Source organism: Pseudomonas sp. RC3H12, from assembly GCF_018596375.1.
In the GTDB taxonomy this organism is placed as follows: Bacteria; Pseudomonadota; Gammaproteobacteria; order Pseudomonadales; family Pseudomonadaceae; genus Aquipseudomonas.
The window spans coordinates 1,293,389-1,315,004 of record NZ_CP075595.1; the positions used below are offsets into that span (position 1 = coordinate 1,293,389).

The following is a 21,616-nucleotide window of genomic DNA, read 5'->3' on the forward strand; positions in this document are numbered from 1 at the left end:
GTCGGGGATGCCCTCGCGAGGCGTTAGGTCGCCGCCTTGCGGCGCGTCTGCCTGGGTTTGCTGGCTGCGGCTTTGCCCTTGGCCGCGCTTTTACGCTTCTTTTTCCATGGCGTCGCAGCCTTGCCCGCCGTCGGCCCGCTGATGGTCAGGCGCATGCCGCTGCAACGTTGCACCAGCTTGCCCATCCACGCCGATTGCCGGGCGACGAACTCCTCCAGGCTCATTTCCCCGCTCTGCACCATGTCCAGCGCCTGTTCCCAGATCGCCGTGGTGCCGGGGTCGGCGATGGCCCGGGGCACGGCGTCGATCAGGCTGAAGGCGGCGGGTGTGGCCGCGAGGGCCTTGCCGTTCTTGACCAGGTAGCCACGGTCGAGCAAGCCCTGGATGATGCTGGCGCGAGTCGCCTCGGTGCCGATGCCGGTGGTTTCCTTGAGCTTCTGCTTGAGCCTGGGGTCGTCCACCAGCTTGGCGACGTTTTTCATCGCCTTGATCAGGTCGCCTTCGGTGAAAGGCTTGGGTGGCTGGGTCCACAGGTCTTTCAGTTGCAGGTCCCGTACGGTGCAGTTCTGGCCTTCGCGCAACGCCGGCAGCACCTGGGCCGGTGGCGCCTCGCGACCCTTGGCCGGAGTCAATGCCTCGGGCAGCGCACGGCGCCAGCCGGGCTCAACAATCTGCTTGCCCACCGCGCGTAGCGCATGGCCGGCACAATCGAACTCGGCCTGGGTGCGGTCGTACTCGTGGTTGGGCAGGAACTGCGACAGGTAGCGGGCGCGGATCAGGGTATACACCGCCTTGTACTTGGGTGGCAGGCGCGCCGGGTCACTGGCGGCGGCGGTGGGGATGATGCCGTGGTGGGCGCTGACCTTCTGGTCGTTCCACGCCCGCGAACGGCGCTGTGGGTCCAGGTAGTCCCGCAGTGGCGCGAGGCTGCTGTCGGCGCGATGCAAGGCGGCGAGGATGGCAGGGGCCTCGCCATGCTGGCTGAGGGGCAGGTAACCGCTGTCGCTGCGCGGGTAGGTGATGAGCTTGTGGGTCTCGTACAGGGCTTGGGCGATATCCAGGGTTTCCTGGGCGCCGAGGCCGAGCTTCTTCGAGCACACCTCCTGCAGGGTGCCGAGGTCGAAGGGCAGCGGCGCGGCCTCGCGCACCCGTTCGGTGGCGATCTTCAGCACCCGGGCGCTACCCGCGGCCTGCATGTCGGCCGCGGCTTGTTGCGCCATGTCCTGCTTCAGGCAGCGGCCCTGATCGTCGCAGGCGTCCTCGGGGGCGCGCCACTGGGCGTTGAACACGGCGCCCGCGTTTTCCAGTTGCACGTCGATGGCCCAGAACGGCACGGGCACGAAGTCGGCGATGCTGCGGTCGCGGTCCACCACCAGGCGCAGTGTCGGGGTCTGCACCCGGCCCACTGGCAGTACGCCCTGGTAGCCGGACTGGCGGCCGAGCAGGGTGAACAGGCGGCTCATGTTCATGCCGATCAGCCAGTCGGCCCGCGAGCGGCCCAGGGCCGAATGGTAGAGGCTGAAGGTCTCCTGGCCGGGCAGCAGGCGCCCGAGCGCCTTGCGGATCGAGGCATCGTCCAGCGCCGACAGCCACAGGCGCTGGATCGGCCCGCGGTAGCGGCAGTGCTCGACCAGTTCGCGGGCAATCATCTCGCCCTCGCGGTCGGCATCGGTGGCGATCACCAGTTCTCGGGCTTCGCCCAGCAGGCGCTTGACCGCCTTGTACTGGCTGGCGGTCTTGGGCTTGACGGTCATCTTCCACTTTTGCGGGATGATCGGCAGGTCTTCGAGGGTCCAGCGTTTGTAGCGTTCGTCGTAGCTGTCCGGCGGGGCGGTCTCCAGCAGGTGGCCGATGCACCAGGTCACGCAGACATTGGTGCCCTGCCAGCAGCCATCGCCGCGGCGCTGGGCACCGAGGACCTTGGCGATGTCTTTTGCCTGGGAGGGCTTTTCGCAGAGAAAGAGGCGCATGGCCGAAAACGCTTCATCGTGAAAGTTGGCCCCTAGGATGCGCAAGCCAGGGCGCGCAGGCAAGTTTTATCTGTATGCATGTACAGGTTTTTTGCCCGCATCTTTGGCAGGGACGTCATCCCTTCGGGTTGGACGAGGTGGCAAATGCGTGCCAGCTTTGCCTTTCGCCCGTCAGTCGTGTCACCGGACGATGTCGCTGGGGTGTCCTTCCTACAAGAACAACAGGGATGTAAACCAATGCCCGTATTCGATTACCGACAGCTCGACAGCACTGCCTCTTATGCGCTTTACAAGGACGCCATGGCGCTGGCCACCTACGCCTACCATGGCATCGACGATGGCTTCGGCGCCGGCTACCAGAAGTACGGCTTCGGTCTAGGTCTGCCGGCCACGCTGGTCAAGGCACTGATCGGCGGTACCGACAGCCAGGGCGTGATCCCCGGCATCCCCTGGAACCCGGACGCCGAAGCCAGGGCCCTGGCCCAGGTGAAGGCCGCCGGCTGGTCGCCGATCAGCGCGGCGCAATTGGGCTACCAGGGCAAGACCGACGCCCGCGGCACCTTCCACGGCGAAGCGCAGGGCTACACCTCGGCGCAGGTGGAGATCCTCGGCCGCTACGATGCCGCCGGCCAGCTCAGCGGCATCGGCATCGCTTTTCGCGGCACCAGCGGTCCGCGTGAGAACCTGCTGGGCGACACCATCGGTGACGCCATCAACGACCTGCTGGCGGCGATCGGCCCGGCAGGCTATGCCCGTGATTACGCCGGTAACGCATTCGGGCAGCTGCTCGCCGATGTCGCGGCCTTTGCCAAGGCCAACGGCCTGAGCGGCGCGGATATCACCGTCAGCGGCCACAGCCTTGGTGGCCTGGCGGTCAACAGCCTGGCCGACCTGAGCGGTTCGCGCTGGGGCGGCTTCTACCAGGATGCGCGCTACGTCGCCTTCGCCTCACCGACCCAGGCTGCCGACGCCAACAAGGTGCTCAATATCGGCTACGAGAACGACCCGGTGTTCCGCGCGCTCGATGGCACCTCGGCGACCTGGGGCACCCTGGGCGTGCACGACGGCGCCAAGGCCTCGGCCACCAACAATATCGTCAACTTCAATGACCACTACGCGTCCGACGCCTGGAACCTGCTGCCGTTCTCCATCGGCAACATCGCCACCTGGCTGTCGCACCTGCCGACGGCCTACACCGATGGCCTTGGGCGTGTGCTGGATTCGTCCTTCTATCAGTGGACCAGCCGCGACTCGACCATCCTGGTCAGCAACCTGTCGGACGTGACCCGTGGCTCGACCTGGGTCGAGGACCTCAACCGCAATGCGGAGCCGCACAAGGGCAGCACGTTCATTATCGGCTCGGACAAGGACGACCTGATCCATGGCGGGCGCGGCAACGACTACCTCGAAGGCCGGGCCGGCAACGATACCTTCCGCGATGACGGCGGTTTCAACCTGATCGACGGTGGCGCCGGCCATGACACCCTGAAGCTGCAGGATGCCTTGGCCAACCTGAGCATCGCCCGGGATGGCGAAGGCACGCTGTACGTGCGCGACGCCGAGGGTGGCATCAGCCTGGTGCGCAATGTCGAAAACCTGGTGAGCAAGGAGTCGAGCCTGCTGATCTTCAGCAAGGAGGTCAGTCACGCGGTGGCGGCGCAGGGGCTGTTCGAGAGCGGCAAGATTACCCCCTATGCGTCTTCGCTCAACGGCACTCAGGCAGGCGACCAGCTGGTGGCGGGCAACCAGGGGCAGTGGCTGTTCGGTCTGGGCGGTGACGACCGGCTGCAGGGCGGCGCCGGCAATGACGTGCTGGTCGGTGGCACGGGCAACGATGTGCTGTTAGGTGGCGGGGGACGCGACACCTTCCTGTTCAGCGGCCATTTCGGCCAGGACCGGGTGCTGGACTTCACCGGCCAGGACCGGCTGGTGTTCATTGGCGTGGGAGGCGGCACCGCCGCGCCGGACTGGCGTGCCCATGCCAGCCAGGTGGGGGATGACCTGGTGCTGAAGTTCGGCGGGGACAGCGTGACGCTGGTGGGAATTGCGGGGCAGGGCGTTGGGGATGGGCAGATCGTGATCGCCTGATCAGGCGCGAGACCCGCTCCCACGTTGTGGAAGCGGGTTTGCCCGTGAAGGTGATCAGGCGATCTCGCGCGAATCCCGAACCATGTCCACATGCGGGATGCCGGCCTCGAGGAACTCCTCGCTGACCACGCGGAACCCCAGGCGCTCGTAGAACGGCGTTGCGTGCACCTGGGCGCTGAGCATCTGCTGGCTGAGGTCGCGGTTCTGCGCCTCGATGATCACCGCGCGCATCAGTGCGTCGCCCACGTTCAGGCCGCGCCAGTCCTTGAGCACCGAAACCCGGCCGATGGTGCCGTCAGGCAGCAGGCGGGCAGTACCGATCGGGTAGTCGCCCTCCAGGGCCAGGAAGTGCACGGCGGTCGGGTCTTCTGCGTCGAATTCCAGTTCCGGCGGTACGTGCTGCTCGGCGACGAACACGGCGCTGCGGATGCGGTGGATGTCGGCATTGTCCTTGTGCCAGTCGGCCAGTCGAACACTGATCTTATTCATCGGCGAATCCCAGGCTGCCTTGCATGACCAGCTGTTGTACCAGCATCAAGCCGTCTTCATCCTCCATCCACTGCCCAAGGTTTTCGCTGTGCAGGGCATCGGCGGAGCAGATCAGCTTCAGCAGTTCGCGCAGTTTGCCTGGCAGCGGGCAGCTGCGACCGCTGGCGAACAGCAGCAGGTCGTCGCCGAACTCGGACCAGGCCAAACGTGCGCTTGGGTTGCGAATCAGGATGGCGCCTTGGCCGAGGTAGTCCAGCAGCTCTTGTTCGGAGAGCTCTTCGCCCACCACCTGCTCAGGGTAGCGCGGCTCGGTCATGAACTGGCCGAACCAGGTCAGCAGCAGGTCCTTGTCGGACATATGCTTGTCGATCAGCGCCTTGAGGCGGTCGAGGGCATCGTGCTGGATCTGGTGCGGGTCGCTGACCGGCTGGGCGTCGGCATCGCTGTAGCGCTCTTCATCCGGCAGGAACTGGCCGAGGAAATCGGTGAAGTGGGTCAGCACTTCGGCGGCGCTCGGGGCGCGGAAACCGACCGAGTAGGTCAGGCACTCGCTCTCGGCGACACCGTAGTGGGCCAGGCGCGGCGGCAGGTAGAGCATGTCGCCGGGTTCCAGGGTCCACTCGTCGCTCTGTTCGAAATCAGCGAGGATGCGCAGGTCGGCGTGGTCGATCAGCGCACTGTCGCTGTTGCACATCTGGCCGACTTTCCAGCTGCGCGTGCCGTCGCCTTGCAGCAGGAACACATCGTAGTTGTCGAAGTGCGGGCCGACGCTACCGCCGGGCGCGGCGTAGCTGATCATCACGTCGTCGATGCGCCAGCTCGGCAGGAAGCGGAACTCTTCCAGCAGCTCGGCCACTTCCGGCACGAATTGGTCCACGGCCTGCACCAACAGGGTCCAGTCACGCTCGGGCAGGTCGCTGAAAGCGTCCTCGGCGAACGGGCCGCGGCGCAGCTCCCACGGGCGCTCGCCGTGCTCGAGCACCAAGCGCGACTCGACTTCTTCTTCCAGGGCCAGGCCAGCCAGCTCGTCGGCGTCGATGGGGCTGACGAAGTCAGGGAAGGCCTGACGTACCAGCAGTGGCTTCTTCTGCCAGTAGTCGCGCAGGAATTCACGGGCCGTGAGGCCGCCCAACAGTTGCAGTGGAGTATCAGAATTCATGTTCAACCTATTGAAAAAACGTAATTTTCGTACGGGAATAAAAACGCCCGGCCAGGCCGGGCGTTGCACGCGACGGTCAGCTTAGATGCGTTTGGCCTGGGCCACCGCGTTGCCGATGTAGGTCGCCGGGGTCAGCTGCTTGAGCTCGGCCTTGGCTTCGGCCGGCATGTCCAGGCCGTCGATGAAGGTCAGCAGCGCGTCAGGGGTGATGCCCTTGCCACGGGTCAGCTCCTTGAGCTTCTCGTAGGGGTTCTCGATGTTGAAGCGGCGCATCACGGTCTGGATCGGCTCGGCCAGGACTTCCCAGCAGGCGTCCAGGTCCGCGGCGATACGGGCTTCGTTGACTTCCAGCTTGCCGATGCCCTTGAGGCTGGCCTCGTAGGCGATGACGCTGTGGGCGAAGCCCACGCCCAGGTTGCGCAGCACGGTGGAGTCGGTCAGGTCACGCTGCCAGCGCGAGATCGGCAGCTTGCTGGCCAGGTGCTGGAACAGCGCATTGGCGATACCCAGGTTGCCTTCGGAGTTCTCGAAGTCGATCGGGTTGACCTTGTGCGGCATGGTCGAGGAGCCGATTTCGCCGGCAACGGTCTTCTGCTTGAAGTAGCCCAGCGAGATGTAGCCCCAGACGTCGCGGTCGAAGTCGATGAGGATGGTGTTGAAGCGGGCGATGGCGTCGAACAGCTCGGCAATGTAGTCGTGCGGCTCGATCTGGGTGGTGTAGGGGTTGAACACCAGGCCCAGCTCGTCTTCGATGAAGGCGCGGGCGTTGGCTTCCCAGTCGATCTGCGAGTAGGCCGACAGGTGGGCGTTGTAGTTGCCCACGGCGCCGTTGATCTTGCCCAGCAGCGGCACGGCGGCCACTTGCGCGATCTGGCGCTCCAGGCGGTAGACGACGTTGGCCAGTTCCTTGCCCAGGGTGGTCGGCGAGGCCGGCTGGCCATGGGTGCGCGACAGCATCGGCACGGCAGCGTGGGTGTGGGCCAGGGTGCGGATCGCTTCGGCGATCTGACGCATCAGTGGCAGCAGCACTTCGTCACGGCCGGCGCGCAGCATCAGGGCGTGGGACAGGTTGTTGATGTCCTCGCTGGTGCAGGCGAAGTGGATGAACTCGCTGACCTTGGCCAACTCAGGCAACTGCGCGGCCTGCTCCTTGAGCAGGTACTCGATGGCCTTGACGTCGTGGTTGGTGGTGCGCTCGATTTCCTTGACGCGTTCGGCGTGCTCGAGCTTGAAGTCGGTGGTCAGGCTGTCCAGCACGGCGTTGGCTTCGGCGGAGAACGCCGGCACTTCGCCGATCTGCGGGTGGGCGGCCAGGCGCTGCAGCCAGCGCACTTCGACCAGGGCGCGGAAACGGATCAGGCCGAATTCGCTGAAAATGGGGCGCAGGGCCTGGGTTTTGCCGGCATAACGGCCGTCTACAGGGGAAACCGCAGTGAGCGAGGAGAGCTGCATGGGGTGTTCTCGGACAGTCAGGCTTTTGGAAGGGCGCATATCATACATGAAAAACGCGCCCGGGTCGGGTGGCTGACCAAAGGTCGGGCCATTTCGAAGCGTGTGGTGGCTGGCGCGGGAGCGGCGGCGCACCGCCGCTCCCGCGGTTCATTTCAATCGGCGGTACGCATCATGCCGTACAGCTCGTTGAGCAGCTTGCGCCGGCTGAACACCAGCTGCCAGCGATGTCCACCCAGCTGGCGCCACAGGCGCGCGGCGCGGATGCCGGCCAGCAGCAGGGCGCGGATCTTCGAGGCGTTGCTGGCCTGCTGTAGGAAGCGCATGTCGCCGTGCACCTGGATACGTTGGCGCAGGGTGCTCAGGGTGTCCTGGTACAAGGCGCCGCTGGAGGCGATGACGTTTTCATGAACCAGGCCGAAATGCTCGGCCTGGGACTGGATCTGCGGCAGGCGGTTGCCGATGGTATCGAGCATGTCGCCACGCTTGTTCAACTGGCGCTCAAGGCCCAGCATCGACAGGGCGTAGCGCAGCGGCTCGCGTTGCAGGCTGCTGGGATCGCGCTCCAGGGCGCCGACCAGCGCCCGGTAGCCGTCGCGCAGGTTGATGTCGTCGCCACCGAACACTTCCAGAGTGTCCTTGGGGTCGACCACCAGCAGGCTGCCGAGCATGCAGCCGATATTGGCTTCGCTTGCCTGGCCGGTGCGGGCGATACGGTCCACCAGCACGGCGGCCTGGAACACGCCGCCCAGGGCAATCAGTTGCTCCTGGAGGTTGTTCATGGGCGCGGGCTCCAGGGCTCGGCGACTTCGATCACGCCGCCGCCCAGGCAAACCTCGCCGTCATAGAACACCACCGACTGGCCCGGGGTGACAGCGCGCTGCGGCTCGTCGAACACTGCGCGGTAGCCGCTGGCGGTCTGCTCCAGCGTGCACTGCTGGTCGCCCTGGCGGTAGCGCACCTTGGCGGTGAGCTTGCGCGGGCTGGACAGGTCGATCGGGTTTACCCAGAAAATTTCCGAGGCCAGCAGGGCGCGGGAGAACAGCCACGGGTGCTCGTTGCCCTGGCCGACCACCAGCACATTGCGCGAGAGGTCTTTTTCCAGCACGTACCACGGCTCGTCGCTGGCGTCCTTCAGGCCGCCGATGCCCAGGCCCTGGCGCTGGCCGATGGTGTGGTACATCAGGCCGTGGTGCTGGCCGATCACTTCACCCTCGGTGGTCTGGATCTCGCCCGGCTGGGCCGGCAGGTACTGCTTGAGGAAGTCGCTGAAACGGCGCTCGCCGATGAAGCAGATACCGGTGGAGTCCTTCTTCTTGGCCGTGGCCAGGCCGTGTTTCTCGGCGATGGCGCGTACCTCGGGTTTCTCCAGTTCGCCTACCGGGAACAGGGTGCGGGCGATTTCCTTGCCGCCGACGGCGTGCAGGAAGTAGCTCTGGTCCTTGTTCGGGTCCAGGCCCTTGAGCAGCTCGGTCAGCTCGCCAGTGTCGCGGCGTCGCACATAGTGGCCGGTGGCGATCAGGTCGGCGCCCAGGGACAGGGCGTAGTCGAGGAAGGCCTTGAACTTGATTTCGCGGTTGCAGAGGATATCCGGGTTCGGCGTGCGGCCGGCCTTGTACTCCTCGAGGAAGTGCTCGAACACGTTGTCCCAGTATTCGGCGGCGAAGTTGGCGGTGTGCAGCTTGATGCCGATGCGGTCGCACACGGCCTGGGCGTCGGCCAGGTCTTCGCGGGCGGTGCAGTATTCGGTGCCGTCGTCCTCTTCCCAGTTCTTCATGAACAGACCTTCCACCTGGTAGCCCTGCTCCATGAGCAGAAGGGCGGAGACGGAAGAGTCCACGCCGCCGGACATGCCGACGATGACGCGGGTCTTGGCGGGGTCTTTGAGTGCTGGGCTGGTCATGGCTACCGATGTGTATCAGAGGGGAAAAACGCCGATTCTATCAAACCGGCGTCAGTCGCGCAGCAGGTCAAGGCTGTGCAGCGGGCCTTTGAGGTAGTCGTCGAGGCAGCGCGGCACCAGCTCGCTGCGCCAGCGCGACGGCTCGGCCAGCAGTTCGTCGCGGGTCAGCCATGCGGCGCGGACGATGTCGCTGTCCAGTGCGCGGCCTTGGTGGTGGCGCACGGGGCGGGCGGCGAAGCAGATGCGCTGGTAGGTGACGCCGTTGCTGGGGGCGGTATATAGGTAGATGCCGACCACGCCGGTGAGCTCGACTTCCCAGGCGGTTTCCTCGAGGGTTTCGCGCAGGGCGGCCTGGGTGATGGTTTCATTGGCTTCGAGGTGGCCGGCGGGCTGGTTGAAGACATGCCGGCCGGCCTTGAACTCCTCGACGAAGAGGAACTTGCCCTCGTGTTCGACGACGGTGGCGACAGTGATGTGGGGTTGCCAGGTCATTGGGGTTGTCCTTTTGCATGCAGGGGGATGCGCAGCAGTCCCAGTCCCAGAAAGCACAAACCCCGGTGCGTGGCCGGGGTTTGTGCTGTTACTTCAAGCGAACCTTACAGTGCGGCAATGGCGCTGTTCAGGGTCTGGCTTGGGCGCATCACCTTGGCGGTCAGCTCGGCATCCGGGGCGTAGTAGCCACCGATGTCGGCCGGCTTGCCCTGGACAGCGTTGAGCTCGGCGACGATGGTCGCTTCGTTCTCGCTCAGGGTCTTGGCCAGCGGGGCGAAGCGCGCCTGCAGGGCGGCGTCATCGGACTGGGCGGCCAGTGCTTCTGCCCAGTACAGGGTCAGGTAGAAGTGGCTGCCACGGTTGTCGATACCGCCAACCTTGCGCGAAGGCGACTTGTTGGTGTCGAGGAACTTGCCGGTGGCCTGGTCCAGGGTGTTGGCCAGGACCTTGGCGCGCGGGTTGTCGTAGGTGTTGCCCAGGTGCTCCAGGGAAGCGGCCAGGGCCAGGAATTCACCCAGCGAGTCCCAACGCAGGAAGTTCTCTTCAACCAGCTGCTGTACGTGCTTCGGTGCCGAACCACCGGCGCCGGTCTCGAACAGGCCACCGCCGTTCATCAGTGGCACGATCGACAGCATCTTGGCGCTGGTGCCCAGCTCCATGATCGGGAACAGGTCGGTCAGGTAGTCGCGCAGCACGTTGCCGGTCACCGAGATGGTGTCCTTGCCTTCGCGGATGCGGGCCAGGGAGAACTTGATGGCGTCGACCGGGGCCAGGATGCGGATATCCAGGCCGGCGGTGTCGTGATCCTTCAGGTACTGCTGCACCTTCTCGATCATCACGCCGTCGTGGGCGCGGGCCGGGTCCAGCCAGAACACCGCCGGGGTGTTGCTCAGGCGGGCACGGTTGACGGCCAGCTTGACCCAGTCCTGGATCGGCGCGTCCTTGGTCTGGCACATGCGGAAGATGTCACCGGCTTCGACGTTCTGCTCCAGGACGACCTTGCCCTTGCCGTCGACTACGCGCACGACGCCGTCGGCCTTGATCTGGAAGGTCTTGTCGTGGGAGCCGTACTCTTCGGCTTTCTGCGCCATCAGGCCAACGTTCGGCACGCTGCCCATGGTGGTCGGGTCGAAGGCGCCGTTGGCCTTGCAGTCTTCGATGGTAGCCTGGTAGATGCCGGCGTAGCAGCGGTCCGGGATCACGGCCTTGGCGTCCTGCAGCTCACCTGCGGTGTTCCACATCTTGCCCGAGTCGCGGATCATCGCCGGCATCGAGGCGTCGACGATGACGTCGCTCGGTACGTGCAGGTTGGTGATGCCCTTGTCTGAGTTGACCATGGCCAGGGCCGGGCGAACGGCGTACAGGGCCTGGATATCGGCTTCGATCTCGGCTTGCTTTTCAGCAGGCAGGTCCTTGATGCGGGCGTACAGGTCGCCGATGCCGTTGTTGGCGTTGAAGCCCACTTCGGCCAGCGCGGCGGCGTGCTTGGCGAGCACGTCGTTGTAGAACTCTTCGACGATCACGCCGAACATGATCGGGTCGGAAACCTTCATCATGGTGGCTTTCAGGTGCACCGACAGCAGCACGCCGGAGGCCTTGGCATCGGCGATCTGTTCGGCGATGAAGGCTTTGAGGGCCTTGCGGCTCATGGTCGCGCAGTCGATCACTTCGGCGGCTTTGACGGCGGTCTTTTCTTTCAGCACGGTGGTGCTGCCGTCCTTGCCGACCAGCTCGATGCGCAGGCTGTCGTCAGCCTCGATCAGCGCGGCCTTCTCGCTGCCGTAGAAGTCGCCCTGGGTCATGTGGGCAACGTGCGACTTGGAGTCGGCGGCCCAGGCGCCCATCTTGTGTGGGTGCTTGCGGGCGTAGTTCTTGACCGACAGCGGCGCGCGGCGGTCGGAGTTGCCTTCGCGCAGGACCGGGTTCACGGCGCTGCCCTTGATGCGGTCGTAGCGGGCGCGCGATTCTTTCTCTTCGGCGCTGGCCGGCTCGTCGGCGTAGTCGGGGATGTTGAAGCCCTTGGCTTGCAGCTCCTTGATCGCGGCCTTCAGCTGTGGAACCGAAGCGGAAATGTTCGGCAGCTTGATGATGTTGGCTTCAGGGGTGGTGGCCAGCTGGCCCAGTTCCGCCAGGTGATCGCCTACCTGCTTCTCGGCGCCCAGTTGCTCCGGGAAGGCGGCGAGAATACGGCCGGCCAGGGAGATGTCGCGGGTTTCGACGGCGATGTCGGCGGAGGCAGTGAAGGCCTCGACGATCGGCAGCAGCGAGTAGGTGGCGAGGGCGGGGGCTTCGTCGGTGAAGGTGTAGATGATCTTGGAACGGGTGGGCATGCGGGTTAACTCTCTATGTGCTGAGCGTACTCGAGTCTCGAGGTGCGCAGGGTAGGCGCTTCGCCCTGGCGACGCCATGAGCGGAAAGTCGAGAGGCTGCGAGCGGTGATGGTGGATGCATCAGTCGAGCGTCAAGTGCTGGGCCGCGGTAACGACCCAGGCTTTGTGGCCATTCATGACCAAGGGCGAGCCGCATTTTCCTAGGGTTCGCCCCGATGACCCTATGGTCGCGCCGGAGTATATCAAACCCTTTGGGCTAATCAGCAAGGCGAAGTGGTATCAGCGCATTTATAAGACCAAAGACGTAGGGGCAATGTGGCGTGTTGCCGCAGGCATTTGCCAGCTGTTTGCCGGTGTTGGCGGGCTCCTCCCTTGCAGGTCGGCGGATGTGGTTTAGGCTCAGTGGATCGCACGATTTCCAATCACCCAGGAAAAGCGGAGTAGTGCAGCATGGGATACCAGAAAATCAAGGTTCCGACCGATGGTGCCAAGATCACCGTCAATGCAGACCATTCGCTCAATGTTCCCGACAACCCCATCATTCCCTACATCGAAGGCGACGGCATCGGCGTGGACGTCTCGCCGGTGATGATCAAGGTGGTCGATGCCGCCGTGGAGAAGGCCTATGGCGGCAAGCGCAAGATCGCCTGGATGGAGGTGTACGCTGGCGAGAAGGCCACCCAGGTCTATGACCAGGACACCTGGCTGCCCCAGGAAACCCTGGATGCGGTGAAAGACTATGTGGTGTCGATCAAGGGGCCGCTGACCACGCCGGTCGGTGGTGGCATCCGTTCGCTCAACGTGGCGTTGCGCCAGCAACTCGACCTGTATGTGTGCCTGCGTCCGGTGGTGTGGTTCCAGGGCGTGCCGAGCCCGGTGAAAAAGCCAGGCGACGTCGACATGGTGATCTTCCGCGAGAACTCCGAGGACATCTATGCCGGCATCGAGTGGAAGGCTGGCTCGCCCGAGGCGAACAAGGTGATCAAGTTTCTCAAGGAGGAGATGGGCGTCACCAAGATCCGCTTCGACCAGGACTGCGGCATCGGCGTCAAGCCGGTATCGAAGGAAGGCACCAAGCGCCTGGTGCGCAAGGCCCTGCAATATGTCGTGGATAACGACCGCAAGTCGCTGACCCTGGTGCACAAGGGCAACATCATGAAGTTCACCGAAGGTGCCTTCAAGGACTGGGGGTATGAGGTGGCCCGCGACGAGTTCGGCGCCGAACTGCTCGATGGCGGTCCGTGGATGAAGTTCAAGAACCCGCGCACCGGACGCGAGGTGATCGTCAAGGATGCCATCGCCGACGCCATGCTCCAGCAGATCCTGCTGCGCCCGGCCGAGTACGATGTGATCGCCACGCTCAACCTCAATGGTGACTACCTGTCCGACGCCCTGGCGGCGGAAGTGGGCGGTATCGGCATCGCGCCGGGGGCCAACCTGTCGGACACCGTGGCCATGTTCGAGGCCACTCACGGTACCGCGCCGAAGTACGCAGGCAAGGATCAGGTCAACCCAGGGTCGGTGATCCTGTCGGCCGAGATGATGCTGCGGCACATGGGATGGACCGAGGCGGCGGACCTGATCATCAAGGGCACCAATGGCGCCATTGCGGCCAAGACCGTGACCTACGACTTCGAGCGCCTGATGGATGGTGCGACCCTGGTCGGCAGCTCGGGCTTTGGCGAGGCGTTGATCAAGCACATGTAAGCGTGGCAAAAAAACCGGTCGCCTCTTTAATTAAAGGAGCGACCGGTTTTTTCGTTTACCGGCAGACAGGCCAGAGGTCAGGCTTCGACGGTGCTGCTTGGGCTCGTGGCGCTGGCCTGGACGTTGCTGGTGGCGCTTCTGATGTCGATCGCATGCAGCCCTTTGGGGCCCTGGATGATCTCGAAGTTCACGGTTTGGCCGGCTTTCAGCGTCTTGTAGCCTTCCATCTGGATGGCAGAGTAATGGGCGAACAGGTCTTCGCTCTTACCCTCCTCATTGATGAATCCGTAGCCCTTGGCATTGTTGAACCACTTGACTTTACCGCTTGCCATCCCTATGTCCCTCTGCAAAGGACTCCATCACTGGAGTATCATCCACTTCATCCGCATACGAACCTTGCGAGAAAATCTGGTTGACTGCGCGGATCTTTATCGACCACGGTGGGTTCTTATTGGTTGTAACACCGTTTTGCCGATAGTCAAGGTCAGCCGGCGCCCGCGCCGGGAGGGGCCTGCGCAGTCAACCCACAACCTTAACCTGTCGATCATGATGAAATTCTTTCCATGCATGTACTCAGTGAGATTCGACTAACATTCAATCAGGATCGCCCGCAGTCGCATGAGGACGGGCATGAGGACGATGGCGCGGGCCTTGCCGTCCAGGAGGCCAAGCCGATCCTGCAGGCGCCACCGATGTACAAGGTGGTTTTGTTCAACGATGACTACACGCCAATGGATTTCGTCGTCGAAGTGCTCGAGACGTTCTTCAATCTGAACCGCGAGCTGGCGACCAAGATCATGCTGACCGTTCATACCGAAGGGCGGGCAGTGTGCGGATTGTTTACCCGTGACATCGCCGAGACAAAGGCCATGCAGGTCAACCAATACGCCAGGGAAAGCCAGCATCCGCTACTCTGTGAAATCGAGAAGGACGGTTAATCGCCGACCACTTGGGTATGAGGTGAAGCTATGTTAAACCGTGAGCTCGAAGTCACCCTCAATCTGGCCTTCAAGGAGGCCCGTTCGAAACGTCATGAGTTCATGACCGTCGAACACCTGCTGCTGGCACTCCTTGACAATGAGGCTGCCGCGACCGTTCTGCGCGCCTGTGGCGCCAATCTCGACAAGCTCAAGCACGACCTGCAGGAGTTCATCGATTCCACCACCCCGCTGATCCCCGTGCATGACGAGGACCGCGAGACGCAACCGACGCTGGGCTTCCAGCGCGTGCTGCAGCGTGCCGTGTTCCACGTGCAGAGCTCCGGCAAGCGCGAAGTGACCGGCGCCAACGTGCTGGTGGCGATCTTCAGCGAACAGGAAAGCCAGGCGGTGTTCCTGCTCAAGCAGCAGAGCGTGGCGCGTATCGACGTCGTCAACTACATCGCCCATGGCATCAGCAAGGTGCCGGGCCATGGTCCGAACACCGACAGCGACCAGGACATGCAGGATGAGGAGGGCGGCGAGGCTTCCTCTTCCAGCAATCCGCTGGACGCCTACGCCAGCAACCTGAACGAACTGGCGCGTGCCGGTCGTATCGATCCGCTGGTTGGCCGTGAGCAGGAGGTCGAGCGCGTCGCGCAGATCCTTGCCCGTCGCCGCAAGAACAACCCGCTGCTGGTCGGCGAGGCCGGTGTCGGCAAGACTGCCATCGCCGAAGGCCTGGCCAAGCGCATCGTCGATGGCCAGGTACCCGACCTGCTGGCCCAGAGCGTGGTCTATTCGCTGGACCTCGGCGCGCTGCTGGCCGGCACCAAGTACCGTGGCGACTTCGAGAAGCGCTTCAAGGCGCTGCTCGGCGAGTTGCGCAAGCGGCCGCAGGCGATCCTGTTCATCGACGAGATCCACACCATCATCGGTGCCGGCGCGGCTTCCGGTGGCGTGATGGATGCGTCCAACCTGCTCAAGCCGTTGCTGTCGTCCGGTGAGATCCGTTGCATCGGCTCCACCACGTTCCAGGAGTTCCGCGGCATTTTCGAGAAGGATCGTGCCCTGGCGCGTCGCTTCCAGAAGGTCGATGTCACCGAGCCGTCGGTGGAAGACACCGTGGGCATCCTGCGTGGCCTGAAAGGCCGCTTCGAAAGCCACCACAACATCGAGTACAGCGACGAGGCCCTGCGCGCCGCCGCTGAACTGGCCTCGCGCTACATCAATGACCGGCACATGCCGGACAAGGCCATCGATGTGATCGACGAAGCCGGCGCCTACCAGCGCCTGCAGCCGGAAGCCAACCGCGTCAAGCGTATCGACGTGCCGCAGGTCGAGGACATCGTCGCCAAGATCGCGCGGATTCCGCCGAAGCACGTCACCAGCTCCGACAAGGAGCTGCTGCGCAACCTCGAACGCGACCTGAAACTGACCGTGTTCGGCCAGGATGCGGCGATCGACTCGCTGGCCACCGCCATCAAGCTGTCCCGTGCCGGCCTCAAGGCGCCGGACAAGCCGGTGGGCTCGTTCCTGTTCGCCGGCCCCACCGGCGTGGGCAAGACCGAGGCGGCTCGCCAGCTGGCCAAGGCCCTGGGTGTCGAGTTGGTGCGCTTCGACATGTCCGAGTACATGGAGCGTCACACCGTGTCGCGGCTGATCGGTGCGCCGCCCGGCTACGTCGGGTTCGACCAGGGTGGCCTGCTGACCGAGGCCATCACCAAGCAGCCGCACTGCGTGCTGCTGCTCGATGAAATCGAGAAGGCCCACCCGGAAGTCTTCAACCTGCTGCTGCAGGTGATGGACCACGGGACCCTGACCGACAACAACGGGCGCAAGGCGGACTTCCGCAACGTGATCCTGATCATGACCACCAACGCCGGTGCCGAAACGGCAGCGCGGGCCTCGATCGGCTTCACCCACCAGGACCACTCCTCCGACGCTATGGAGGTCATCCGCAAGAGCTTCACGCCGGAGTTCCGCAACCGCCTGGACACCATCATCCAGTTCGGCCGCCTGTCCCACGAGACGATCAAGAGCATCGTCGACAAGTTCCTTATCGAACTGCAGGCGCAGCTGGAAGACAAGCGTGTGCTGCTGGAGGTCACCGACGCCGCGCGCGGCTGGCTGGCGGCCTCGGGCTACGACGTGCAGATGGGTGCGCGGCCAATGGCGCGGCTGATCCAGGACAAGATCAAGCGGCCGTTGGCCGAAGAGATCCTGTTCGGTGAGCTGGCCGAGCATGGCGGTGTGGTGCACATCGACCTGCGCGATGATGAGCTGGTGTTCGATTACGAGACCACGGCTGAGGTTGCGTAACGACCATCGCGGGGCCAGCCCGCTCCCACGCCAGCAGAAACTGGCGTGGGAGCGGGCTGGCCCCGCGATGCTTTTCAGCGTCCACAAAAAAGCCCGGCACAATGGCCGGGCTTTTTCATGGCTTGAGCTTAGCGCGCACGGTAGGTGATGCGGCCCTTGCTCAGGTCGTATGGCGTCAGTTCGACGCGGACCTTGTCGCCAGTGAGAATACGGATGTAGTTCTTGCGCATCTTGCCAGAGATGTGCGCGGTAACGACGTGCCCGTTTTCCAACTCCACGCGGAACATGGTGTTGGGCAGGGTGTCGACGACAGTGCCTTCCATTTCGAAGCTGTCTTCTTTCGACATGCAGTAAAGCCCTCGGTATCCAGTGATGGCCCGACGCGCAACTGCACCGGGCAAAAAAGTGGCGTGGATTATGCCCGAAAATTGTGTTTCAAGCCAATGCCTTTCAGTTGAGGGTGACCCAGCGCTGGTTGATCAGCAATTCGATGGGGCGGTACTGGGTCTTGTAGTTCATCTTCTTGCAGTTCTTGATCCAGTAGCCGAGGTAAACGGCCTCGAGGTTCTGGCGCAAGGCTTCGGTGATCTGCCAGAGGATCGCGTAGCGGCCAAGGCTGCGGCGCTCTTCCTCGGGCTCGTAGAAGGTATAGACCGCCGACAGGCCGTTGGGTAGCAGGTCACACACCGCCACGGCCAGCAGTCGGCCTTCCAGGCGGAACTCGTAGAACCAGCAGAACGGCAGGTCGCGCACCAGGAAGGTGGAGAACTGGTCGCGGCTTGGCGGGTACATGTCGCCGTCGGCGTGACGCTGTTCGATATAGCGCCGGTACAGGTCGAAGTACTCTTCCTTGTACGCCGGGCGGGCGGCGCTGACGGTCAAGTCGGCGTTGCGCTTGAGGATGCGTCGCTGCTGGCGGTTGGGAATGAACCGCGCGGCGGGGATGCGCGCCGGCACGCAGGCGTTGCACTGCTGGCAATGCGGGCGATAGAGGTGGTCACCGCTGCGACGAAAGCCCATTTCCGACAGGTCGGCGTAGACGTGCACATCCATCGGTTGGCTGGGGTCGAGAAACAGTGTGGTCGCCTGCTCATCCGGCAGGTAGCTGCAGGAGTGGGGTTGAGTGGCATAGAACTTCAACCGCGCCAGCTCTGTCATGATCAACCCCTTAGGTGAGACGTTGTATCTAAGTGTAAGCCAGCTCCGGGAACTCGCCTAGGCAACCCAGCTGGCCGCACTGGGCTGGTCCAGATGGCGCGCCAGGTAATCGGCGAAGCTGGCCCGGCTGATGGCGCGGGCACCCAGGCTGTGCAGATGGTCGGTGGGCATCTGGCAGTCGATCAGCACGAAGCCTGCCTGCTTCAGGTGCTCGACCAGTGTCACGAATCCCACCTTGGAGGCATTGTCGGCGCGGCTGAACATCGATTCGCCGAAGAACAGCTGGCCCATGGCCAGGCCATACAGTCCGCCGACCAGTTCACCCTCCCGGCGTACTTCGACCGAGTGGGCGATGCCGCGGCGGTGCAGCTCGCAGTAGGCGGCGCGCATGGTGTCGGTGATCCAGGTGCCATCGGCGTAATCCCGGGGCGCGGCGCAGGCGGCAATCACCGCCGGGAAGTCGCTGTCGAAGCTCACCTGGTAGCGGCCTTGGCGGATCAGCTTGGCCAGCGAGCGCGAGACATGCAGTTCGTCCGGAAGCAGAACGGTGCGCGGGTCGGGCGACCACCAGAGGATGGGCTGGCCGTCCTGGTACCAGGGGAAGCAGCCGTGGCGGTAGGCTGCGACCAGACGATCCGGGGTCAGGTCGCCGCCGGCGGCAAGCAGGCCGTTGGGGTCGTGCAGGGCCTTTTCAAGAGGCGGGAAGGTCAGTGAATCGCGGGTCAGCCAGGTGAGCATGGTGTTCTTGGGCGGCGGGGGAGGGGAGAGCGCCCAGCATGGCGTGGCGAGTGGATGAGGTCAACGACCGTCATCCCGGGGCATGCCCAGCGACGGGGCTGCCCAGGCAAAATCGACTGCCGATAGTTCACGCATTCACACCGCCATCGGCACCATCTGGCACATTTGCTGTCACACCTGTGCAAAAACACAGCATAAGCCTTTGTCACAAAAGAAAATGCATGCTCAAATTGCATCCATATGAAAGTCGCCCCGTTCACGCGCCATACAGCGTGCCGCCATGGCGGCGGGTGGGCAGTAATGTTAAAAGTAGTGGTTCATTGGCCGGTGATCGGCCAATCACTATTGGACGCGCAGCACGCGCAGGAATAGACGCGTTTTGAAGAAATCCACCGCAACCCCAGCCCCCTTGCCAGTGCCCCTGTGGCGGCAGCAGCTGCACTACCGCCTGAAGGAAGGTGCGCTGATTGCCGTCGGCGCACTGTGCCTGTACCTGTGGATGGCACTGGTCACCTACGACACCGCCGACCCGGGCTTCAGCCACACCAGCAACGCCGAGCAGGTGCAGAACGCCGCCGGCCGCGCCGGGGCCTATTTCGCTGACATCCTGTTCATGGTGCTCGGCTACTTCGCCTACATCTTCCCGCTGCTGCTGGCAATCAAGACCTGGCAGATCTTCCGCGAGCGCCATCAGCCCTGGCAGTGGAGCGGCTGGCTGTTCTCCTGGCGTCTGATCGGCCTGGTGTTCCTGGTGCTGTCGGGCGCGGCGCTGGCGCATATCCACTTCCATCCAGCGGCGAACATCCCGTTCTCCGCTGGCGGCGCCCTGGGCGAAAGCCTGGGCGATCTGGCGCGCAACCTGTTGAACGTGCAGGGCAGCACGCTGATGTTCATCGCCCTGTTCCTGTTCGGCCTGACGGTGTTCACCGACCTGTCCTGGTTCAAGGTGATGGACCTGACGGGCAAGATTACCCTTGACCTGTTCGAACTGGTGCAAGGCGCAGCCAGCCGCTGGTGGGAAGCACGCAACGAGCGCAAGCGCCTGGAAGCCCAGTTGCGTGAAGTCGACGACCCGGTCTTTGACCTGGGCGGCAAAGGCGACAGGCGCGAGCCGGCCAAGGCGCAGCTGCGCGAGCGCGCCGAGCCTGTGATGACGCGCGACGAGCCGCCGGCCCGCCCGGTGGTGCCGCGCGAAGTGGCCGTGGCCCGCGAATCGGTCGTGCCGCGCGAAACCGTGGTAACTCGCACCCAGCCCGCCGCCCCGGTGATCATCCCGCCGACCGCGGACAAGGCGCCGGAACCGAGCAAGCGGGTCATGAAGGAAAAACAGGCACCGCTGTTCATCGACAGCGCGGTGGAAGGTACCTTGCCGTCCATTTCCATCCTCGACCCGGCCGAGCAGAAGAAGATCGAGTACTCGCCTGAGTCCCTGGCCGGTGTCGGTCAGTTGCTGGAGATCAAACTCAAGGAATTCGGCGTGGAAGTCGCGGTGGACTCGATCCACCCGGGGCCGGTGATCACCCGTTACGAAATCCAGCCGGCCGCAGGCGTGAAGGTCAGCCGCATCGCTAACCTGGCCAAGGACCTGGCGCGTTCGCTGGCGGTGACCAGCGTGCGCGTGGTCGAGGTGATACCCGGCAAGACCACCGTGGGCATCGAGATCCCCAACGAGAACCGCCAGATGGTGCGCTTCTCCGAGGTGTTGTCGTCGCCGCAGTTCGACGAGAACAAGTCGCCGGTTACCCTGGCCCTGGGCCATGACATCGGCGGCAAGCCGGTGATCACCGACCTGGCCAAGATGCCCCACCTGCTGGTGGCCGGTACCACCGGCTCCGGTAAGTCGGTGGGTGTGAACGCGATGATTCTGTCGATCCTGTTCAAGTCCGGCCCGGAAGACGCGCGGCTGATCATGATCGACCCGAAGATGCTCGAACTGTCGATCTACGAAGGCATCCCGCACCTGTTGTGCCCGGTAGTCACCGACATGAAGGATGCCGCCAACGCCCTGCGCTGGAGCGTCGCCGAAATGGAGCGCCGCTACAAGCTGATGGCGGCCATGGGCGTGCGCAACCTGGCGGGCTTCAACCGCAAGATCAAGGACGCCCAGGAAGCCGGCGAAGTCATCCATGACCCGCTGTACCGTCGCGAGAGCATGGACGACGAGCCGCCGACGCTGAAGACCCTGCCGACCATCGTGGTGGTGGTCGACGAATTCGCCGACATGATGATGATCGTCGGCAAGAAGGTCGAAGAGCTGATCGCCCGTATCGCCCAAAAGGCCCGTGCCGCCGGCATCCACCTGATCCTCGCCACCCAGCGCCCATCGGTGGACGTGATCACCGGCCTGATCAAGGCCAACATCCCCACGCGCATGGCGTTCCAGGTGTCGAGCAAGATCGACTCGCGGACCATCATCGACCAGGGCGGCGCCGAACAGCTGCTGGGCCACGGTGACATGCTCTACATGCCGCCGGGCACCAGCCTGCCGATCCGCGTGCATGGCGCCTTCGTCTCCGACGACGAGGTGCACCGCACGGTCGAGGCCTGGAAGCTGCGCGGCGCGCCGGACTACAACGACGACATCCTCAATGGTGTCGAAGAGGCCGGTAGCGGCTTCGACGGCGGTGGTGGTGGCGGCGATGGCGAAGACTCGGAAAGCGATGCCCTGTACGACGAAGCGGTGCAGTTCGTGCTGGAAAGCCGCCGGGCATCGATCTCGGCGGTGCAGCGCAAGCTCAAGATCGGCTACAACCGCGCCGCGCGCATGATCGAGGCGATGGAGATGGCTGGTGTGGTTACCCCCATGAACAGCAACGGCTCGCGGGAAGTGATTGCTCCGGGCGGCCCACGCGATTGATGAACAACCTGTCGGGCGCCATAGACGGCGCCCGGCC

General features: G+C 64.1%; 17 protein-coding genes. 5 read left to right on the forward strand and 12 right to left on the reverse strand.

Annotation, left to right across the window (positions count from 1 at the left end; genetic code table 11):
- Positions 1-23 precede the first annotated feature (23 nt).
- The gene (locus tag KHO27_RS05990; protein ID WP_214501357.1) at positions 24-1,970 is read right to left on the reverse strand and encodes a DNA topoisomerase III; all 1,947 of its coding nucleotides are present in this window, start codon (positions 1,968-1,970) and stop codon (positions 24-26) included.
- 237 nt (positions 1,971-2,207) lie between these two features.
- Here KHO27_RS05990 and KHO27_RS05995 point away from each other — a divergent pair, with 237 nt between their 5' ends.
- Positions 2,208-4,058, forward strand: coding sequence for a polyurethane esterase (locus KHO27_RS05995; protein WP_214501358.1), 1,851 nt, complete (start codon positions 2,208-2,210; stop codon positions 4,056-4,058).
- Between the two features lie 54 nt (positions 4,059-4,112).
- Here the strand turns inward: KHO27_RS05995 and KHO27_RS06000 are convergent, their stop codons facing one another.
- From KHO27_RS06000 to KHO27_RS06030, 7 genes are all read right to left on the reverse strand, one after another.
- Positions 4,113-4,547 carry a GNAT family N-acetyltransferase gene (locus KHO27_RS06000; protein WP_046856180.1) on the reverse strand — a complete coding sequence of 145 codons (435 nt, stop codon included), beginning with the start codon at positions 4,545-4,547 and terminating at the stop codon, positions 4,113-4,115.
- Positions 4,540-5,706, reverse strand: coding sequence for a ribosomal protein uL16 3-hydroxylase (locus KHO27_RS06005; RefSeq protein ID WP_214501359.1), 1,167 nt, complete (start codon positions 5,704-5,706; stop codon positions 4,540-4,542). Before KHO27_RS06005 ends, KHO27_RS06000 begins: the two co-directional genes overlap by 8 nt.
- 81 nt (positions 5,707-5,787) lie before the next feature.
- Positions 5,788-7,158 carry an adenylosuccinate lyase gene (gene purB, locus KHO27_RS06010; RefSeq protein WP_214501360.1) on the reverse strand — a complete coding sequence of 457 codons (1,371 nt, stop codon included), beginning with the start codon at positions 7,156-7,158 and terminating at the stop codon, positions 5,788-5,790.
- 152 nt (positions 7,159-7,310) lie between these two features.
- Positions 7,311-7,937 carry a high frequency lysogenization protein HflD gene (gene hflD / locus KHO27_RS06015; RefSeq protein ID WP_038705842.1) on the reverse strand — a complete coding sequence of 209 codons (627 nt, stop codon included), beginning with the start codon at positions 7,935-7,937 and terminating at the stop codon, positions 7,311-7,313.
- Positions 7,934-9,058 (reverse strand): tRNA 2-thiouridine(34) synthase MnmA, encoded by a 1,125-nt coding sequence (gene mnmA / locus KHO27_RS06020; protein WP_046856177.1) that lies wholly within the window; start codon positions 9,056-9,058, stop codon positions 7,934-7,936. The genes hflD and mnmA overlap by 4 nt, the downstream gene beginning before the upstream one ends.
- Positions 9,059-9,109: 51 nt before the next feature.
- A complete protein-coding gene (locus KHO27_RS06025) occupies positions 9,110-9,550 on the reverse strand; it encodes an NUDIX hydrolase (protein ID WP_111533455.1) in 441 nt (146 codons plus the stop codon).
- 104 nt (positions 9,551-9,654) lie between these two features.
- On the reverse strand, positions 9,655-11,880 hold the full coding sequence (locus tag KHO27_RS06030; protein WP_046856175.1) for an NADP-dependent isocitrate dehydrogenase: 2,226 nt from the start codon (positions 11,878-11,880) through the stop codon (positions 9,655-9,657).
- Positions 11,881-12,330: 450 nt separating this feature from the next.
- Between KHO27_RS06030 and icd the strand changes: the two genes are divergently transcribed.
- Entirely contained in the window at positions 12,331-13,587 is a 1,257-nt protein-coding gene (gene icd, locus KHO27_RS06035) for an NADP-dependent isocitrate dehydrogenase (protein WP_102682649.1), read from the forward strand.
- 77 nt (positions 13,588-13,664) lie between these two features.
- Here icd and cspD read toward each other — a convergent pair whose 3' ends face one another.
- A complete protein-coding gene (cspD, locus tag KHO27_RS06040; RefSeq protein WP_214501361.1) occupies positions 13,665-13,919 on the reverse strand; it encodes a cold shock domain-containing protein CspD in 255 nt (84 codons plus the stop codon).
- Positions 13,920-14,150: 231 nt separating this feature from the next.
- On the opposite strand from cspD, the gene clpS reads away from it, so the two are divergent.
- Together clpS and clpA are read left to right on the forward strand one after the other, a co-directional pair.
- Positions 14,151-14,525, forward strand: a complete 375-nt coding sequence (gene clpS, locus KHO27_RS06045; protein WP_023630410.1) for an ATP-dependent Clp protease adapter ClpS — start codon at positions 14,151-14,153, stop codon at positions 14,523-14,525.
- A gap of 30 nt (positions 14,526-14,555) precedes the next feature.
- Positions 14,556-16,826, forward strand: a complete 2,271-nt coding sequence (gene clpA / locus KHO27_RS06050; RefSeq protein ID WP_038705843.1) for an ATP-dependent Clp protease ATP-binding subunit ClpA — start codon at positions 14,556-14,558, stop codon at positions 16,824-16,826.
- A 128-nt stretch (positions 16,827-16,954) separates the two neighbouring features.
- Here clpA and infA read toward each other — a convergent pair whose 3' ends face one another.
- The 3 genes from infA to aat form a co-directional block, all read right to left on the reverse strand.
- Positions 16,955-17,173 carry a translation initiation factor IF-1 gene (gene infA, locus KHO27_RS06055; RefSeq protein WP_002553999.1) on the reverse strand — a complete coding sequence of 73 codons (219 nt, stop codon included), beginning with the start codon at positions 17,171-17,173 and terminating at the stop codon, positions 16,955-16,957.
- Positions 17,174-17,276: 103 nt separating this feature from the next.
- Positions 17,277-17,984: an arginyltransferase gene (locus KHO27_RS06060; RefSeq protein ID WP_102682647.1), complete on the reverse strand. Its 708-nt coding sequence runs from the start codon at positions 17,982-17,984 to the stop codon at positions 17,277-17,279.
- Between the two features lie 57 nt (positions 17,985-18,041).
- On the reverse strand, positions 18,042-18,722 hold the full coding sequence (gene aat / locus KHO27_RS06065; protein WP_110698418.1) for a leucyl/phenylalanyl-tRNA--protein transferase: 681 nt from the start codon (positions 18,720-18,722) through the stop codon (positions 18,042-18,044).
- A 379-nt stretch (positions 18,723-19,101) separates the two neighbouring features.
- On the opposite strand from aat, the gene KHO27_RS06070 reads away from it, so the two are divergent.
- Positions 19,102-21,579 carry a DNA translocase FtsK gene (locus KHO27_RS06070; RefSeq protein WP_214501362.1) on the forward strand — a complete coding sequence of 826 codons (2,478 nt, stop codon included), beginning with the start codon at positions 19,102-19,104 and terminating at the stop codon, positions 21,577-21,579.
- The last annotated feature ends 37 nt before the right edge of the window (positions 21,580-21,616 follow it).

Bases quoted from the DNA above. Each gene is read 5' to 3' on its own strand.
- purB (WP_214501360.1), bottom strand. From the start codon at position 7,158: ATGCAGCTCTCCTCGCTCACTGCGGTTTCCCCTGTAGACGGCCGTTAT.
- KHO27_RS06060 (WP_102682647.1), bottom strand. From the start codon at position 17,984: ATGACAGAGCTGGCGCGGTTGAAGTTCTATGCCACTCAACCCCACTCC.
- hflD (WP_038705842.1), bottom strand. From the start codon at position 7,937: ATGAACAACCTCCAGGAGCAACTGATTGCCCTGGGCGGCGTGTTCCAG.
- infA (WP_002553999.1), bottom strand. From the start codon at position 17,173: ATGTCGAAAGAAGACAGCTTCGAAATGGAAGGCACTGTCGTCGACACC.
- clpA (WP_038705843.1), top strand. From the start codon at position 14,556: ATGTTAAACCGTGAGCTCGAAGTCACCCTCAATCTGGCCTTCAAGGAG.
- clpS (WP_023630410.1), top strand. From the start codon at position 14,151: ATGCATGTACTCAGTGAGATTCGACTAACATTCAATCAGGATCGCCCG.
- cspD (WP_214501361.1), bottom strand. From the start codon at position 13,919: ATGGCAAGCGGTAAAGTCAAGTGGTTCAACAATGCCAAGGGCTACGGA.
- mnmA (WP_046856177.1), bottom strand. From the start codon at position 9,058: ATGACCAGCCCAGCACTCAAAGACCCCGCCAAGACCCGCGTCATCGTC.
- icd (WP_102682649.1), top strand. From the start codon at position 12,331: ATGGGATACCAGAAAATCAAGGTTCCGACCGATGGTGCCAAGATCACC.
- KHO27_RS05990 (WP_214501357.1), bottom strand. From the start codon at position 1,970: ATGCGCCTCTTTCTCTGCGAAAAGCCCTCCCAGGCAAAAGACATCGCC.
- KHO27_RS06005 (WP_214501359.1), bottom strand. From the start codon at position 5,706: ATGAATTCTGATACTCCACTGCAACTGTTGGGCGGCCTCACGGCCCGT.
- KHO27_RS05995 (WP_214501358.1), top strand. From the start codon at position 2,208: ATGCCCGTATTCGATTACCGACAGCTCGACAGCACTGCCTCTTATGCG.
- KHO27_RS06000 (WP_046856180.1), bottom strand. From the start codon at position 4,547: ATGAATAAGATCAGTGTTCGACTGGCCGACTGGCACAAGGACAATGCC.
- KHO27_RS06025 (WP_111533455.1), bottom strand. From the start codon at position 9,550: ATGACCTGGCAACCCCACATCACTGTCGCCACCGTCGTCGAACACGAG.
- KHO27_RS06030 (WP_046856175.1), bottom strand. From the start codon at position 11,880: ATGCCCACCCGTTCCAAGATCATCTACACCTTCACCGACGAAGCCCCC.
- aat (WP_110698418.1), bottom strand. From the start codon at position 18,722: ATGCTCACCTGGCTGACCCGCGATTCACTGACCTTCCCGCCTCTTGAA.